Genomic DNA, 18447 nt, shown 5'->3' with positions numbered 1-18447 from the left:
GCACCTGGTCTTTGAAGCCGAAATTTTATTGGTATGAATATTTTGAATTTTCTTGCCCTTTTTTGTCGTGGAATCCTGAGCCATAACTCAATGCCGCCCTTGGCGAAACAAAGGAAAGCAGATACGACGACCAATTGAATGCAAAACCTGCTGCTTTTAAAATGTTATAAACCTTTGAAAAACAATTGTTACCTAATCCAAAATTGGAGAGGATAAGCGAAAAAACCCCGCTGCCTACCGCTCCCTGACAAAGCGCTTTTACCTGTTCAACCTTGGTGTATTTAACCTTTAACTCATGAAAGTTCATACCCCGTCCCTGTACAAATTGTTGAGGCGTTTTACCCCTTGCAGTAACGGGGTTTCGTTTAATTTCTTCAAAGGAGCCATACCAGGTTATTAATTTCACCATCGATGTAAATTTATTTTTTGCATCTGCCCTAAAATGATACATCCATGCACCGTCTTTAGTTTCTAAAATAAGGTAGGTATGCCCCATGTTTTTCCTGTCAACCGCAAGTGTAATGTAGCCGCTGCTGCCTCTTATATCCCTAAAATTGCCATTATGTACCATCTGTGCAATTTCATCAGACGGATAATTTCCATTAGCATTTTTTGCAGCAGGCAATGCTGCTTGTTTGTTTTGCATAACCCTATTACCCATTACATCAGCCTCGTGTTCCAACCCCTTATCATCATTAACAGCCACTTTTCCCTTCATCTGCATAGTTGGCTTTACCCTTCCCTGCTTTTGCTGTACCACATGCCAAGCTTCATGGGCTAAGTGTTTTTCCTGACCGGGGGCTACATGGATATTGGTACCTTGCGCATAGGCGTGCGCATTAAGTTGGGCTGGCTGGGCCGAGTTGTAATGCACCTTAACATCGTCCATACTATAGCCCGAGAGGTTTTCAACGCCGGCTTTTAACTGATCGGGCAAACCCGTTTTATTGTCCTTTTTTTGAATAGTTTGCTTGTTTGATAAACTTTCGGCCTGTTTTTTTTGCACTATCGATTGCGGCCGGTTATCTTTCAACTGTAAGGCCGAGCCGGCTGCGGCTTTGCTGTTTGCAGCGGGCTGCATATCGCTTCCTGTTTTTTTATCCGCGTAAGTTTTCATATTATTTAAATGTTAATCGTGGTGGGTTTCCTTAAATTCCGGGTCACTTCAATCCGTTTTATCTTTACCGGGCCAATAGCGCCTGCATAATCAATAGCCGAACAATAATTATAGTTGCGTATCAAATCTTTTAACCGTACCAGGCGGGGGTTGTAAAAGGGCAGGTTAACCGTGCGACCGGTTATTAATTCGGGCAGATATTCGTTAATGGGGTAATAGCGGGTAAACATATTTGCCAACAGTCCCTTTACATCCACCGGCTCCCTGCTGCCTGCCCCGGCTTCCTTTGGGCTTTTTAGCCATTCGTCATATTGCTTAACCTCTTTTCGTACAACATCATAAAACATATACAATGCCGCCTCGATATCCTCCCCGTCGATATCAAGCACCAGGCATATCAACCGTTGGGTTACGAGGTAGCCACCAATATTCATTCTTCCGTAATTAGTACAAGCGTTTAAGGCTTTTGCTATCAGTATTTTGTTTTGCTCATCCGGAAATAAGTTTTTCCAGGGCCCTATAATCAAATAAACAATAGCTATGCCCGGTTCATTGCGCGCAATAACGTCATCCTTTTTTTTGATAATCGGTTTATTAGCCATTTTTAGTTAACCCGCTATAGTTAGCGTTTTGTTTTCTTTCTTAAACTCTCTTCTTAAACCAGTCATTAATTCATGCCGGGTAACAACGGTATCATTACGGCGAATGGCCGCTAAAGCGCAGTAGCGCAGCACATTGATAATGGAACCGCCAGCCAGTTGATACTCTTCGGCTATTTTATACAGATCAATATCCGGGTGCAGCCTGCATTTGCCAGAGAAGGCACTGGCCCAAAGCCGGTATCTTTCGTCAGGCGATGGCATGTTGAAATGAACGATGGATTGAAACCGCCGGGTAAACGCCTCGTCCATATTGCCCCTGAGATTTGTAGCCAGGATTACGATACCCGGAAAGTCTTCGATCCGTTGCAGCAGGTAGGCTGTTTGCTGGTTAGCGTGCCTGTCGTTTGATGAATTTGTAGCAGTACGGTTGCCAAATAGGGCATCGGCCTCGTCAAAAAACAAGATCCAGTTTTTATACTGGGCCACATCAAATATCTTTGATAAATTCTTTTCCGTTTCGCCGATATATTTAGATACGATCATGGAAAGGTCAACCTTATAAACATCGCGGCCTGATGTTTTGCCGATAAGCGTTGCGGTTAAAGTTTTGCCTGTACCGGGCGGCCCATAAAACAATGCCCGGTAACCTGGTTTGATTTTTTTTAACAGGCCCCATTCATCCATTAGCGTTGCGCCATGTTGCAGCCAGGTGTTTATTTCGGTCACCTGTTCCATCACCAAATCGTCCAGTACGATATCGTCCCAATCCATATTGGTTGTGATTTTTTGAGCCGGGAACGATGCGCTATGCTCTTCCTGTGCCTGCTCGCCGGTAATAAAGTAATTAAGCCATCGCTCGTTCATGCTCAAAACACCGTTTAACCTGGGCAGGTAATCTTCTGTTTCGGCCAAAATAATCACTTGTTCTTTTATCAAAACACTGTTTTTGCCCAATAAATCTATTACCTGCAGCCTTAATGCAGGGTTTGACGAACTGATAAGAAAACATAACGTTTGCCCTGTTGGTAAAAAACCGCTGTGGTTTTTGCCGGTTATACCGCCAAACTCGGTAAAACCCCTATCATAGATCTGATTTTTCCCCATAAAAATATCCAGTACTTCGGGCTGCATATGCGGCGTAAGGGAAAGCACTAATGCCAGCCGGGCGTAAACATTAAGCTCCCATTTTTGTACCATTTGGGCATAAGGGCAATCCGATGCCGATAAATCGGGCATTTCAATATCAAGCCAGCTGTTTTCATGGCCTTCCTGTAGCAGGTAGGTACAAATAACCTGATTAATTACGCTTTGCAGCCAATCAATTTCCTGGTACAGCACCGATATGGACGGGTTAGTTTCCATAATTTGTAAATAACTTTTCGATATCATCAAGGTTGGCGTCAGCCCATTTGAAATAGAGCAATGCGGTATTGGGGTTCAGTTCGTTTGCCTGTAGCATATCCAGCACACTGGTTTGCATATTGCCGGGGATTTGCGGGGAGTAAGGTGTATCATACTGAAAATCGTAATTGTAAAAACTACGTGCCCATTCGTTTTGATCAAGCCTTTCATTAATCAGGTCACTGATAAATATTTCCAGCCTTTCGTCCTGCACAACCAGTTTTTTGGCTTTAAAAAAAGCGGGCTTACGTTCGGGTTCACGGTAATAAAACTCAATATCTTTTGACTGTATGGTTTTGGCAGAATGGTGGCCAAAAATATCCGTCAGCCCGAAGTTTTCCGCATCGGTAGCTATTTCCAGTTCGCCGTTATCCGAACTGGAAATAGCAAGTGTCCAATCTGCGGTTGTTACGCATTCGGTTGCCACATAAATTTCCCTGAACGAATAATAAGTTTGGGTTAGCTTGATAATCAGTTGTTGCTGAAGATCGTTCCAGTTTAAAATTTTAGCTGATTCGGGCAGGTTCCCTTTAAAAAAAAAGCTCCCGGGACTTGAAAAAGCTAATATCTGTTTACTAAATTCAAATTCGCCAATTATAGGGCCATGGCCGCTTCCACGGCCCGAATAGGGTTTGGTTACCCCGTCGCTGAAGGTCCAGCCCAATGGATTTAGTTTAATACCATACCCAAACCTGCAATCCCCGGGATCTACAATATTATTCCTGAAAATATTACCCAGTATAATTATTTCGCCATTTTTGATTTGGAAAAAGTCGCCGGGATAAATGTTTTGGTTTAATGGCCTCACGGGTATAAAACCATTGGTTTTCAAATAAAAATTACGGTAAAAATTCCTATATACAGCTTCCATAAAATATTATTTAGCAAATGGGAAATACCGTTGCAGCAAAGCCGCAACGGTAAAATATTTTAATTATAATTATGAAGCCATTGCCGCAGCATTGGCTGCTGCTAACCCGGCCTGAAGTGATTTTAGCTTCACCTGGGCGGTGTTTAAAGCCGTCACTGCTTCATTTAACTGTTTAGTTATTATGATGCAAGCCTTATCGGTTCGTTTATAATAACTCTTAGCATCGTGATAGGCCTTATATAAGAGCCCTTTTAATGAAGCCGCCGCTATTTGTTTGTTTTCGGTTTTCTGTTCGGTATTAGCTTGCGCATTGCTGCTAAGCGTTACAGCACCGGTTAACGTTTGATAAAAGGCAATAGCCTGCGAATACTCCAGTGCAAGCGCCGATTCGGCCTCCATATTTGAAGCTTCGGCTGCAAAGGTTGACTGTAGCGCAACCAATGTTAATGCCACGGCATTGTTTGCATCTTTCCCGGCTGTATTTACCATACTTACCAGTTCGTCAGAGATAAGCGGGTTCATCGCTTTTTGCCTGATGATAATATTTGAAAGCCTGTTAAGCACTCCGGCCGAATAGATCAGTTTATCCATTACTGTTTTGATCTTTGATGCCAACTCTTTAGTTTTTGCATCGGCCAATACCATTTCATCAAATGCGACATCCGAATTATTTTTTAGATCGAGCGCGTTTTGCACCAGATTATCTATCAAAGTTTTGTTGTTGCCGGCCTGTGTCCGGTTACTGTCGGCTACAGCCAGGAACCCCTGGAAATTGGCTGATTTTTGAGTAAGCGAAGTAACTATTGCCTGATATTGTTCAACTTCGTGCTGGGCGTCAATTACCTGGATAAGTAAATTGTCAAGCTCCGCTTTTTTCTTTTCAGTAATACCATACCATTTTGGTGCAGGGATTGAGTATGCAGGAGGGCGTGTCATTGTTGAAGTTTTCATATGATTATTTTTTAGGTGTAATTATTGGTTTTGGTTCTGTATAAGAAAATGCGACATCGGGGTCAATTGCAGACAAGGCATTGGTATAGTTATCCGGATCATCAATTTCGGTTAACGAAACAGTTAGTATTACCGGTATATATTTCTTTTTAGCAATTAACGGATTCCCGAACGCATCAGTAGTTTCGGGCCCGATATACACAAAATAACGGTGCGGCATTACGATAGCCGGCGTTTCGGTCTTTTTAGCATTACTTTTAACCTCGGCATCATCCGCAATAAGTTTAGGCCAAACTGCTATAGCATAATTACCTGCCGAAACCTTTTCGGCCAGTATTAAATTAAAAAATATGCCAGGGGTGCCTTTATCTTGTGTGTTTAGTTTGTCCAGCATGGCTTGTTTTGCGGCAAGCGCATCCGTCAAAAGCTGCTGGATAGTCCTTGCATTTAATTCAAGCTCCGAAACTTTTGAAGCAAAGAAACTTTGCTGGCTTAACAGCTCTGTTGGTTCAACCCTTTCTATATCAGAATCTTTTGGATGCTCTTTATCATATTTATTCAGGTTTTCGGTTATCGTTTTAAGTGTGGTACCGGCCAGTTCATGTTGCGTATTAATTTCCATCAGCTCTGATTCATATAGAGCGATCTCAGGATCAAATGTGTCTGATATGGCTTCCAAATCGGTAACCTCTGTTTCAAGCAATGCTTCAAGTGATGATTTACTCAGCAAGCCACCGGTAAGATCGGCGCTGGCCGGCAACAAAATACACCTGTATTGCGGCTTGTTGGCAAAATCAGCATCAGCGTTAAATTCCAGCTTATGAATATAATCCAGTGTTTGGAGATCGGCCTGCCCCAAATCTTCAATATAACCTATCTCGCCGGGTGTTACAAGTACCTGTGCATTTTGAAATAGCTCTTCTCTCTGTATTTCCGCGGCGTCTTTATCTGGTGTTACCAAATTAACTTCAATTGTTTTACTGTTGATGGCACTCAGATTAATGGTAAGTTTAAAATTTTTGGAAGGGGCTGATAAAAAGTCATCGAAATCGTTGATCTCCCTTTTGTATTCATCCATATAAACAGCCATTATAAATACAACATAATTTTGGCCATATTGAACATCTTGTCCGTCCGAATCTTGTAAAACATAAGTTGTTTTATCGGGTAAGGGCATATTTAAAAAGTGAAACTCCTTGCTTATCCAGTTTTTAACCATGGTAGAAGCAATGAATGGGGAAGCGATATGTGTAATACTTTTGGTTTTGCCCTGTTGTAGTAAGCTTTCGGCATTTGATAAAGAAAAAGTTGATTTTTTGTTATCCTTTACCAAAATGGCATAATAATCTTTAATCGGGTAAGCGTGTTTGCTTTTATCCCTGTTTACATCATTCAGGCTCCTGTCATTAGGGAATGCGCTTTTTAGCAGGTTAAACCGTACCAGGAAACTGGTGTCGGTCCTGTTCTTTTTAGGTACCACCAGGTTAAGGTTCAGCTCTCTGTTAATGGAATTATACGCCGCTTTTGCCGCTTTATAATCCACACTAATATCCTCAAGGGCACCTTCGGCCAGTTTCTCGGCAGCGCTTGCCGTTGCCAGGGTTGCATTATCGGCTGCAACAATTTGCGATGCTGTAGTAAATTCAGACGATGCGACACCCAATAGATTGTTCATTAATGCTGTTGTGCTTTTTGCTTTATCAAGCACAGTAGGTACCGAAACTTCAGACGCCAGCATGGTTGCCTCCATGGCAAATTGCGAAGCCATTTCTGCCGCATAGGCCGTTTGGTTCATCAAATCGCGAACGTTTTCGGTCTGCTTGTAGGTGTCTGTTAAAAAATCGGCCGCGTGCACTATACTGAACATGCTGCCAATATCGCTCGCCAGCCGAACAATTGATGTGGCCGCAATTTGCACGTTTGAAGCGCAAACCGCTGTGTTGGTGATAGACTGTTTAAGGTACTGATTGGTTTGTGTTGCCGAGGCCAGCAGGTTGTTTGAAATATTGTTATTTATAACCGCCTGTTTTTTCACCAATTCCTTAAAGCTTGTGTCGGCCTTTGCAGTTTCCAGCTTTTCGTTTGCTGTAATTGTTGCCCCTTCGGCATGGTAAAGGGTAAACATGGAAGCGTTCACTTGCGATTGCAGGTTTTTTTGATCAAGGTACTGGCTCTGTAATGATGCTACGACGGTAGCATGCAGGTTTTCGTTGTATGTATTCATGATAATAATTTAGTTTATTGTTAATTTGTTAATAATTTAAGGCGCCTGATTTTTTTCAATCAGCTGCTGTCTACCTTTTTGTCTGCTATATTTAATTTCATAAGGTTAGCTTTAATATGGCCAGGTAACGTAAAGTGGTTTATTCATCCATGGATATTTAATAACCGAAAAAGAAAACGGCGATTTATTGATCAGTATATCATAGGCCCGTTTTTCAACTGTTAAATTCCACCTGTCGTCTTGCTCGGTCAGCAATCCATCCCGCACCAACCAGTTGCCCCTGAAACCATTTATTGAACAGGCGCCTATTGCAGGCCAGTAACTTATTACAGCTTTTATCAGGCCGTCAATTAATTTCACCTGCCCATCCGAAACTTCAACCCCGTCTTTAACCGGGTATGATAGTGGCAAGCCGCACAGTATTTTATTAAGGGGCAAAAATGCTTCTTCTGTATTTGCAATACCTGTTGTGGCATATTGCAGGTAGTGTACGGCATCGGCCTGGGCTGTTGAGTTTAAAAACTCCTTACCGGCCAATATCCCCAGCCGGTCAAACAATATTTGTACGTAGCTGCTAATCATTACTATACCTGCATTACGTACCGGTACACCGGTTTTGATAACCGATGGCAAGGGCTTTTGAAGCAATAACGGCGGTATCTGTTTGGCAATAACCGGTTTATTGATAACCGGATTAGCGGGCGCATTCAAATGCCCGAGCGAAATTTGAAGTGACGGCGGAAGGCACCCCATTCCTTTTTCTAATTGTTGCATAAAACTCTTTTTCGAAACACCTCTTTTTACGCATACGTCCCATATCAATTCATTCCAGATATTTTCGGTCGATATGGCCCTCCAATTGTCCGTTGTCCACGATTTTATTACTTTATTAAACAGTATTTCCTGTATATCGCTTGCCGAAATGCCGCTAAACGCCATTTTTCCCAGCGATACATAAAGCTGACTTACGATAGTTAAAAGCGTTTTTTGAGGTTGATTTAAGTTACCTATAGCTGTAGTTAATTGATTAAAATGGATTGATTGGTTTAGCCAGCGCATTTGCTGCGCTGGTATAACCTGGTGCTTTAACAAGTGAAGTAATTGTACCGGATAATAAACAACAAGTTGGTTTAATACATTTTCAATCTCCGGGTTGCCGGTGTTACTATACCAGGCAGGCAGCTGCTTGTCTACAACAATATGGTAAACTAAGGTATTTAACAGCCCATCCCGATCTGCTTTTAACAACCTGCCCGACTGCACTATAGCTACTTCGTTTAACTTAACTGCTGAAAAAGAAGGAATGCACACCGTCAACGCGGCTGTTAAAGCCGGGGTAAACCCGTAGCTGTTTTTCTGCATTGCTGCTAAAATCATTTTCAAATCTAAGCCCGGCTCTTTGGCTAACAAGCTAAGGGTGTGCTGTAAAAAGCCGTTTACACCCCCCGCCGGCAACGTATTGGTTTTAAGGATTTCCCAGGCGATTGCCCAATAATAGTTAAGTATAGCGGCGGCAGTACTGTCGGAAGCTATTTGGCCGGCAGTAACGTATAGCAACCTCATTATTTCCATACATTCATGCATCATACCGCCAGTATCATGGGCAATCCACAAACTAAAATCATGAAAAGGTATCGCTGCTTTTAGCAATTTTATCCGCTTTGGCGTAACAGCGGTTTTTGCCAATGCCAACCTGGTTTCTGCCGGCATTAACTCAACACCAACGATCAGGAGTTCATTTAGATAAATTTTTGCCCCGTTTTTTTCAATAACCGCGGTGCCCTGGGCAAGGCATTGTTTAATCAATAAAATAAATTGGCTTGCGGTTAGTACATGACCATTTTTTAACCTGAAGGTTTTTTTCCGGACATGCGGCAATTCATCCCGGAAAAGATGGCCGGATATTGGAAAATGAGCAGACAGGGCGGCCCTGAATAGTTTTTCGATTGATCGCGCCTTCCCGCCATGGCTTTTATAATTCAATATACATTGCCAGTAAAGTTCAGTTAACCGGGCTGCTATTTCATGCTTCGAAGCGTTTTCAATCCCGGCAGATATTGTAGCTGCGCTTTTTTCGATCATCGCGCCCATTAACTTTTCGCCGCCCGGTGAAAGATAGCTGATTATTAACATCCCTCTTTTGTTACCGGCTTTTCGCAGTTCCGTAAATTCTTTATCGTGAAAGTTGGCGTTTAGCAATCGCCCTAATTCGGCCTGCCTGTTTACCGATGTACGAATAAGGTTAAATGCCCGTACGGTTACAGGATCGGTTTGAAAACCAGGGAACTCCTTATTGATGATGTTTTTTACAGATGCAGAGAATAAAGAAGGCGAAAATCCGTTCACTGCATCACCGGCAGTGGTTTGATGATCTGCTGATATCGTTGCTGACAGGGAACGCCCATCCCTTACGGCTTCATTTCGATTAATGGTATATTCATCATTAATAACATTCCTGATAGCCGCCGCAATGCCCGACGATGTGTATAGTAAATCACCCCGATTGGAGCTTTTACTTAAATTTTGCTGTCCATGTAATAATTCATCTGCCTTTAGTTTCGTTGGTTCATTTCTAACGGTTTGATTTTCTTTAATTGTTATTGCCTCCGCGTGTGCAACAGAGTTTGATACCGTATGCGATGAATGATGATTGGTAGATATTTGGAGGGTTACCGGTCCCTGTGATGATTGATGTAAAGAGTAGGGCTTATCTCCGGCTTTCACAAAACCGGTATATTCATTAGTGATGATGTTTTTTACGACGTTTAACAGCCACGATGGGTGCAAAGCATTGGCATCAGCCAACTGATTTGCAAATACTACCAATTGCCCGGCTTGTCCGGGAGGAGTTAGTTTGCAAAGTTGCTGTAACAGGTATGCCGAAAAACTTGCAGGGCTAAGTTTGGGGTAGAAAATAAAAGCGTGTATGCTAATGCCCAGCAGGTTTTCTTCTATCAATGTGCTTAGTTCAGTATTATTTTTATCTTTTTTAAAGGCGGTTAGCACATTTTTTATAGTCTGGAGAACTTCATACTTATTTAGCGGGGCGTGCTTTAACAGTAAGCGGGTAATGGCATCATCCAAAAAACAAGGCATCAATTTGCGCAATTGCTGTTTGTTGGTATAGTTTGTAAAGGCCTTAAATGCTGTTTGCGGGCTTAAACGAATAGCTTTTACCAGCGAGTTTTGCAAAAACAGCAACAAATCTTTATCGTTTGCAGCGCCGGTAGCCTGCCTGGCCATCAGATCTAATAATTCGCTAATACGGCCGGTAAGAAAAGCAGGCCCGGTTTCACTCAATCCGGAAATAAAGGAAGCAGTAAGCCTGTCATATATTTCTAAATTGGAAATGGTTTTGTCCGGAAAAGGGATCTTTGAATTAATCAACCGGTAAAGCACCTCTATTTTAGGCACCTTTTTACTATTACCGAGTTGCAAAACGCAATAATCAAGAAACACGGCGCGACTAAACGAAACGTTTTGATTTTTTTGTAAAAACTTAATTCCGGCCCGCCAAAAAATTTTTTGCCCGGTAATCAGGTTAGCTTCACGGCTAAGGCGGTGCATAAAATAAATGCCCTCAATAATTACAGCCGCCCCTGTGTGGTTTAAAGCACTGGCCACCACTTCAAGCGCGGGTGCATTTAAATCGTTGGTAATAGCTACCCAAAGTTTTTCGTTTTGACCAAGCGATAAAACAAGTTGGCGAAATTTAGATTTGTCGAGTTTTGAAAGACTCATGACAAGCTCATTAAACTCCGCTTTTTTTGCTTTTGTTTTTTGCAGCGATTGGCTTTTGAAATAGTCTTTTAACGTCAGCCAAAAATCAACATGGCTTTCGCTTGCCGTGCCGTTTTTATTTTTCGGCGATTTATTTTCTTTAGAAAGTGCTTGTAATGTCGAAATAAAATCGGCCTTAATGCTGGTAATTTTAGTTACTTCCTCAACCGCACGCTCAATTAATTCAAAAAGCTCGTCGTAGCTGATATTGTAGTGAGCGGCCATCTGCCCGATGGCGCTTTTCATAAAGGCAACTTTATTAAAAACTGTACCACGCTCGTTAAACAAATAATTAAGCATCCAAAACCACAGATTCTTTTTAAAATCGGTATTACTGGTTTGTATAATAGTTGCTTTTACCTGGACCTTTGTCAATTCATTGGAAAAGTCAATAATCTGAGAGCTGTTATTGGTTTCAAGGCCTTCTATAATTGCTATAATATTAGGCTCGTTAATTTGCCACGCTATCCTTTTAATAACATTTGCATGGGTAGCCACCGCTTCGCGTAACATGGCAATCACTTTTTTAGGATGAGTTTGCAGTTGGTTTGCCAACATTTGGTTGACCGGAACATCATTTGATTTATAACTCCATGGCAAAATCCCATTGATTAAAAAACTGCTTATTAAATAAATCTGCGAGGTATTTTCGTTGAGTATTTCAATGTTCTTGTCGCCTTTATTGGCATAAATAATATAATCAGTTAATTTTTCGTTAAGCAGCGCCCTTAATTTCTGTGTAAGTTCAAATTCAAAGTTAGTATACGCTACCACTCCCAGATCTATCTCCAGCGACTGTATTTTCCATGTTTGCTCGGGCGGGCATACCTTATCAAAAATGCCGGATAACTCGTTCGGCATACTAATATTGCTCCACCGGCTCAAGCGCTCCTGTAATTCAAATGCTCCTTCTTTCTTATCGAAAGTAGTGTCCCACCGAAACGTTGATATGATATGACCGCTGTTCATTTTCCAGACGGATTAATTTCGGCTAATAAATCGGCCAGTTGTTCAGCCTCAGCTGTTTGCGTATCATAACACAAATGCGCAACATCAACAAATACAAGGGAGTTATGCCAGTTGATAAACTTGCTGATCAGTTTTTCGAGGACAGGTACGCCAACAAAATGGTATTTGCCGGAGATGTGCACCGGAAGCTCGTTTTGCAAAAACAGATCGAGCCTGTTTTTAAATGCGTCGTTATTTAACGCCGGGATAAAGTTGGGAAATATCAAATCTACCCGGTTATCAAAAACTTGCCTAAACCCGAAAAAAAGATCCGTATCCAGGATACGTTTAAACACGATATCATCAAAGCAGTCGTCTACCGCTTGTTTAAGCTGATAACAAACATCATTAATGATGATATGCCCACTGTTAAAACTGTCTGAAAAAACTTCATTGTCGGCCAGGCTCAAAAACTGTTCTATAGCTTGCTTTTGATCATGGTTCAGCATTTCTTTTAGCTCCCAGTACTGGGGGGCCTGGTCTAACGTTGTGTACTTAAATATCAGCTCAAATTCGGCTTGCTGGGCGAATAACAGGCCGGTTTCAATAAACAATAACCCGCGGCGTTGCTGTATCAGCCATAGCGCCAGGCGTAAATGATCATTATCAGTAGCTTGTACGCTGTAATCGCGGTAAATAACTTTCAGTCCAAAAAGCAGGTTTAGCTTTAACTCAATTGCCGAATAATTTAAAAAATCGTTTTCGGTCAGGTGCTCTACCCGGTCAATTTTTTCCGAATCAAAAATAAAATCGGTTGAATTGCTACAAAAGTTTTTTTGTTTATCGTTAATGGAAAGATGACTGGGCGGCGGAGTAAGTATATCTGCAGAAAGATAATTATAACCTTTAAACCTGAAATAAGAAAGCAACCCTAAGTTTTGCAGGTAAAGCGCTTTGAAAACAACCTGATCTTTCAAACTATCTGCCGTGTATGACGATCCGTCGATAATTGAATTGATTACGGACGGCGCTTCGCCATGCCGCGCAAGCAGATGCTCTAAAATATTATTTCTTCGTAGCAAACTGGTGTTATCTTCTTCCATAAACTCCATCAGGCCCCTGATATAGGCATTGTATGGATCCTGTTGGTATGCTATCCAGCTATTGTTTTCCAGCTCTTTATCCGATTCAATTGTTGTGCTGAACTTGAATGCATCATTATCCTTTAACAAAGGCCTGATATGGGGCACATCATATAACGACTGGTAAAAATAGGTTGGTGAAAACGCCAGATAGGGCACCGGATATTCCAGGTGCTTTCTTTCGTATTCGTCCTTTTTGGCAAAAAACTCATGCCTGCCTGCCGGGTTGCCGCTAATTGTATTTTTAAAGGAAAAAAGCGTCCCGGTATTTGCCAGTTGAGAAAATTGATTAGCCAGTACCTGATCAAACAAGGTTAAATACCCTTTTAACTGCCTGGATTGAGCGATTTGAAAATCGGAAGCGTTTGAATCTATAGCATACGCGCCTACCGAGAAAATTTCGGGAAAGGTATTTTGGATGGAATAGTAACTGTTTATATCGCGGTAATTACCCGCCGGCAAATTTGGATGAATATTTGCAGATGAGCCATAAACTATATTAACATCTAAATCCGGCGATTTACCCGGGTCGGATTTTAACGCCTGGCTGTTAGCCGTGGTTAATATTTTACCATTGCAAATTATCACCAAACTATTGTCAAACGTTACCGAAATTACCTGATCCGGACTGCAACTCACCCCGGGGCTGTGCAACTGATTGAAACTTAAACCCGAAACAGATTTAACCCCTGCTACCGAGCCAATTAATTGATTTAGCTCAACAGCAGTTAGCTTATCCTTTTTTTCGCCTAAGGCGCCGGTAGGTATAAACCCATTGTGCAGCAGTGGCCCGTTAAATATTTCATTAGTCCCAACACCGGTTTTATGCAACTGGTAATAGCCGGTCTGTGAAATCACTGGAAAAATATAGTTCCTGATGGCTTCTTCGGCTTGCTCCAGTATGCTGTCTTTATCGGCTGCATTTTCAATAGTTATAGTGCCGTTTACAGATACAGGCACAAATTGCAGCGGTTTTGGCTTAAAAAAGGTTTCGCCAATGTTCCTGCTTTTATTCAGATGAAAGAAAGCTGCCAGGCAAATTTTTTCGGCACCGGCTGCATTAACCGATTGATCTGTTAATAAATAAACCTCATAGGGTGCATAGCGCCTCAATTTTGATGTATGGCCGGTGTGCACCTGGATAAGCACATTTTTTACCCCCTCAACACCATCAATAATATATTTACGATAATCATTAATGGTTACGGGCGCTGTTGTAAGTATATCTTCGGGAAGATAAAATTGATTATCAATTTGCAGCTTCCCATTTGTGCCGGTTAAAATATCGCTGATCGGGAAATCGTTACAATAACCAAGTTCGGTAAGTGCAAAGCACAATTGGTCTAATATGGTAACTCCCGGATCGCTGGCGTTCAAATTTGTCCATTCAAATCCGCTATATGCCTGTATATAAGCAAGGCCCCGCTCCTTTAGCGATTTAAAATCCTGGTTTAGCGGAAGTGGTACATCCAATATGTAATCGCGCGTACTCATTTCGTTTCCCTGGGGATAAGGTTATGCGCCATAGCCGATACTAAAATACTACTGCCCGGCTGTATTAACCCTGGCCGGGCATTGGTACTGGTTATACTGCAATTGTTTTTTATTAGTAAGGGCTGCACTACCACACCGGTTACCGCTGCAACTCCGTTAATGCTTTTTATCAGATTTATTACCTGTCCAACTTCGGTATCGGTAATCTGGGTTATCCCTATCGCAATTTGCGGCCCGACACTGCTAATCCATGGCGATAAATAAATATTAATGGCATCGCTAACATTTTTAAGTACGCCGTAGCTTTCAAATCCCGCCACAAACCCGATTTCAGCTGTTACTTCTATCTTTATTAAGTTGAAATTAGACACCCTTATATTTGAAAGGCCTGGCATCCTGTTGCTCAAAAATGTCTGTATTTTATCCTCGGTACATCGGCTTACCAGAGGCGAAAAAGCGCCAGCGATGGCAGGGCTATCATAAGTTTTTAAAACATACACATGGGTTATGTTGGTATACTTGTCAAAAGCCACTTTAGTATAAAATATATCGTTAAAATGCTGTTTGATCAGCCGGAAATAATCGGAAGAGGTAACAGCCCTATCCTTATTTTTAATCCGGTTACTTACACGCCGGTACATCATACCCTCCGACTCGGCCGGTGCCCCCCCAAATGATGGGAATGGCTGTACAATGGTTGAAATTTGAGCAATGGCAGCCTGGGGTTTGGTAATTGTATTTGCGGCCAGCAATGGGGTAGCACCACTTAATAAAGAGGAGCTTACCACCCGCTGTGCTTTAATTCCGTTCAGCTTTAAAAACACAATTTGCGATGATGATAGCTGGTTGTTATTTACAGACAGGCAAAACCAAAACTTACCGGCCGGTTTAAGGGTATTTTTATTGTCGATGTCTTCCGGAACATTTAATTTAATAATACCCGTACAGCTTAAATTGTTAGTCCCATCAGCTACAACCGGCAGCGGTTTCCACCCGCCTGTGCTTAAATACAAATAGCTAAGCTTTATATCCTGACTGGCATTCAGGGTGTTGGTACGACTTACTTCAACATACATGCTTACTGAACTTGCCGGGACCAGGTTATCCATTTGCAGCATTAAAAAGCCTGCGTTAGCAATTTCAGGCATTAGTTTAAAACCCGGCCTGGCTTTAGTTTGGCTTATAGAGGCAAGAGGGGCTACACTGGCAATTACCGATGAATAATCTATAGTTGCCGAGGCGTTGCTATCATAAATTACCGCGTTTTTTAATGAAGTGCATAAAAAGCACTGGATAGGATATTCACCTGGTTTATGATCAAGCGTATAACACTGCGAAGCCTTGTAATTGATAGAAATATCTTCCACTTTAGGCGCAAAAGGTAAGTTAGGCTGCGGTTGTATTATTCCGTCCCCTCCCTTGTATATGGCTTTTGCGTTTTCAAAAGCTGTATTAGCCACAATTTTAGGATATACCTGCGAACCAAATCCGTAGGTAAGTGGCGCCGTTAACCGCATTTGAATATATGCTGATGCGGCTGCGGTAATATCTACAATGGCTGCCGCATCATTTGCAGCTATATTATTATCTGTTATGGTATGATAAGAAAAATAGCTGGCCGGCACCAACTCAAAGGAATTATTAGTAGCGAAAAGGTTGCAGGCACCACATATAACCTGCTTAGTTACGGTGTCGCTTGTTGTAAGTGTTGTTGGGTTTACCGGCGGCACGTTGCATGCAACCTCAATACTGTTTAGCACCTGATTACGAAAAATAGAAAACCTAACTTTAAAAGCCCAATTGTTAAATGGATACCACCCTAATAACGGAAAAACAGCAGGACAGCAGCTGGTTTTAGCATTACTTTGCGCTTGAGCCGAGATTGGCCCCGTTGACGAAGTATAAGCAGACGAAGTGGAATTTAAAGTATTATCGCCAACAGGCACATTTGTACCGGGATCTGTCGCCTTGTTCTTTTTTCCCCATAACGGCCATCTTAATCCTAAAAACGAACGCCGCTTACCGCTGCCCTCCGTTTGTGGCGTTGCTTGTTCTGATTGACCAGGTTCTGTTGAATCGGGTGGGAGTTGGATACCAGGCATTTGCGCAAACCAGGGGTATAAATATATATTGTATTGCGCATAATAAAGTCCAAAGTTATTAGGAAGCGTATCCCATAATAAGGTAAGATCAAACGAAGTAAAGGGTTTGCTAAAAATTTCGGTGCTACCTATGGTGAAGGTACTGTTTACCAGGGGCATGGGCCCAAATAACTGGAATGGTATTTTTGAGCTTAATCCCCCATAGTCATTATTCAGGCTGAAAGTTTTCAGGCCGGTAACGTCGGTATCAATTTTAATCGCGGTTAATGTTGGTAATGCATCTAACCCTGCCAGCGATTTAAACTCAATTTTAAACATAGGCCAGGTGGTGTTTAAGCCTTCAGGCGGGGTAGTAAATGCTGCTATTGCAGGCGCTGTTGCTTCCAGGATGATAGTAATGGTTACTGTTTTATGTAAAAATCCCGGTGGCTGCGAGCTAACTTTAAACCAATCTTTAGCGGTGCTTAAGTAATAGGTGGCGCCGTTTAAAAAACTGGCATCCGCAATTATATCCTCAAATGTAAGGGTGATCGTAATTGTTCTTTTACCTTCTTTTAACAGCAGCATTGGTGATGCTATGGCTGTGCCGACGGTAACCGGGATAGTGGGTACTATTGACAATGCCGACGGGCCAAATGCATTCCATCCTTTGGTTTTGCCATCTTCATCTTTTTGAATTACGCCTGGGTTGGGTATAGCCTGGTAATAGAGCATGGGTAAATTGTCATTACCGTTTACTACCGATAGCGTAGCGGCGCCGGTTATTACTGCCGGGTTAAGGGTTACCTCTTCGGTTGTGGCAAAAAGTATTGGCGTTTTATTGGCCGTAAGCCCGGCGTTTAGTAAAGTACCGGCCGGTAAATTATAGGTGGCATCAGTTTTTGCAAGCTCGGCACATACAAACACACTATCAGCACTTAGCGATAAGGGCGTTTGTTTTAAAATATCTTTGTAGTAAAATTGCAGGTGCCTTTGCGAAACCTCATTCAACTGGTCCTGCTGTACTTTTAGCAGGTTTACAAACGTCCTTAACAAAGTAGTATCAGGATACCTGCTTTTTTGGGCTTTTACCTTTTCAAAATCCGCATTTGCGTGATTAATAACCGCGTGAAAAAAGTTAAACAGGTTGTCGCCGGCTTTTGTAAGCGCCCTGAAAAAATCGATGTTCAAATTGGCAGTTAACGGGTGCTTTAACCCCAAGATAGTCCAATACGGTGTTTTATCTTTATCTTGTTTCCATATTAACTCTTCGTACGGTCCAAAAAAACAAAACCTATCGTATTGAACAGACCTAACGCCCGGTATTTTTTTTGAAAGGAACAGGTTTTGCCTGAACGAAATGAGTGCCCAAAAATATTTACTGAAATTGTTTTTTGTTTGATAAATAACAAATGTTTTAAGATCGTACTCCTCGTCTGATCTTTGCATATAATATACCCAGCGCTTTATCAGCATACAAATATGTGTAAGCTGGTCAAATAAATGATTAAAGCACATCCCCACCTCGTTTAGGATCATTTCAGTGGGCTGTTCCAGTTTTGTTTTAAGATTACTACAGGTGCTTAAATAGAGGGTGTAAAGTTGCGAAAACCTGGTTTTTGATATATGTGCAAGTAAAAAAACCGGATCCTTAAGTAAAAAGGGCGTCCAGTCGCCGTTGATATGGTTATCGTTATCGTAGAAATTGATGAGGGATGCAAAATCAGTTAAAAAGCACAGCCAATCCTGCTCGGTTCTTCCATCTAATAATGCAGCCCCGGGGATAAGGGCTTCATCCAATGAAATTAACGCGCTATTTTGATCAACTGTATTCAT

The 18447-nt window shown here is 41.9% G+C and carries 9 protein-coding genes; all 9 read right to left on the bottom strand.

Annotated elements, in window-relative coordinates:
• Positions 1–25 precede the first annotated feature (25 nt).
• Entirely contained in the window at positions 26–1117 is a 1092-nt protein-coding gene (locus tag AC07M6_RS19940) for an eCIS core domain-containing protein (protein ID WP_494892493.1), read from the bottom strand.
• Positions 1118–1122: 5 nt separating this feature from the next.
• On the bottom strand, positions 1123–1719 hold the full coding sequence (locus tag AC07M6_RS19935) for a hypothetical protein (RefSeq protein ID WP_494892491.1): 597 nt from the start codon (positions 1717–1719) through the stop codon (positions 1123–1125).
• A 6-nt stretch (positions 1720–1725) separates the two neighbouring features.
• The gene (locus AC07M6_RS19930; RefSeq protein ID WP_494892489.1) at positions 1726–3081 is read right to left on the bottom strand and encodes an ATP-binding protein; all 1356 of its coding nucleotides are present in this window, start codon (positions 3079–3081) and stop codon (positions 1726–1728) included.
• A complete protein-coding gene (locus tag AC07M6_RS19925; RefSeq protein WP_494892487.1) occupies positions 3071–3991 on the bottom strand; it encodes a hypothetical protein in 921 nt (306 codons plus the stop codon). The genes AC07M6_RS19930 and AC07M6_RS19925 overlap by 11 nt, the downstream gene beginning before the upstream one ends.
• A gap of 69 nt (positions 3992–4060) precedes the next feature.
• On the bottom strand, positions 4061–4942 hold the full coding sequence (locus AC07M6_RS19920; RefSeq protein WP_494892485.1) for a hypothetical protein: 882 nt from the start codon (positions 4940–4942) through the stop codon (positions 4061–4063).
• A 4-nt stretch (positions 4943–4946) separates the two neighbouring features.
• Positions 4947–7166 (bottom strand): hypothetical protein, encoded by a 2220-nt coding sequence (locus tag AC07M6_RS19915; protein ID WP_494892483.1) that lies wholly within the window; start codon positions 7164–7166, stop codon positions 4947–4949.
• Between the two features lie 111 nt (positions 7167–7277).
• Positions 7278–11915 (bottom strand): contractile injection system tape measure protein, encoded by a 4638-nt coding sequence (locus AC07M6_RS19910; RefSeq protein WP_494892481.1) that lies wholly within the window; start codon positions 11913–11915, stop codon positions 7278–7280.
• A complete protein-coding gene (locus AC07M6_RS19905) occupies positions 11912–14530 on the bottom strand; it encodes a baseplate wedge protein (RefSeq protein ID WP_494892479.1) in 2619 nt (872 codons plus the stop codon). The genes AC07M6_RS19910 and AC07M6_RS19905 overlap by 4 nt, the downstream gene beginning before the upstream one ends.
• Positions 14527–18447: a baseplate J/gp47 family protein gene (locus AC07M6_RS19900; RefSeq protein ID WP_494892478.1), complete on the bottom strand. Its 3921-nt coding sequence runs from the start codon at positions 18445–18447 to the stop codon at positions 14527–14529. Before AC07M6_RS19900 ends, AC07M6_RS19905 begins: the two co-directional genes overlap by 4 nt.

It is taken from the genome of Mucilaginibacter sp. GW821-FHT07H05 (assembly GCF_059418485.1).
The sequence above is the reverse complement of the archived record's forward strand: the minus strand, read 5'-3'. Positions and strand labels throughout refer to the sequence as shown.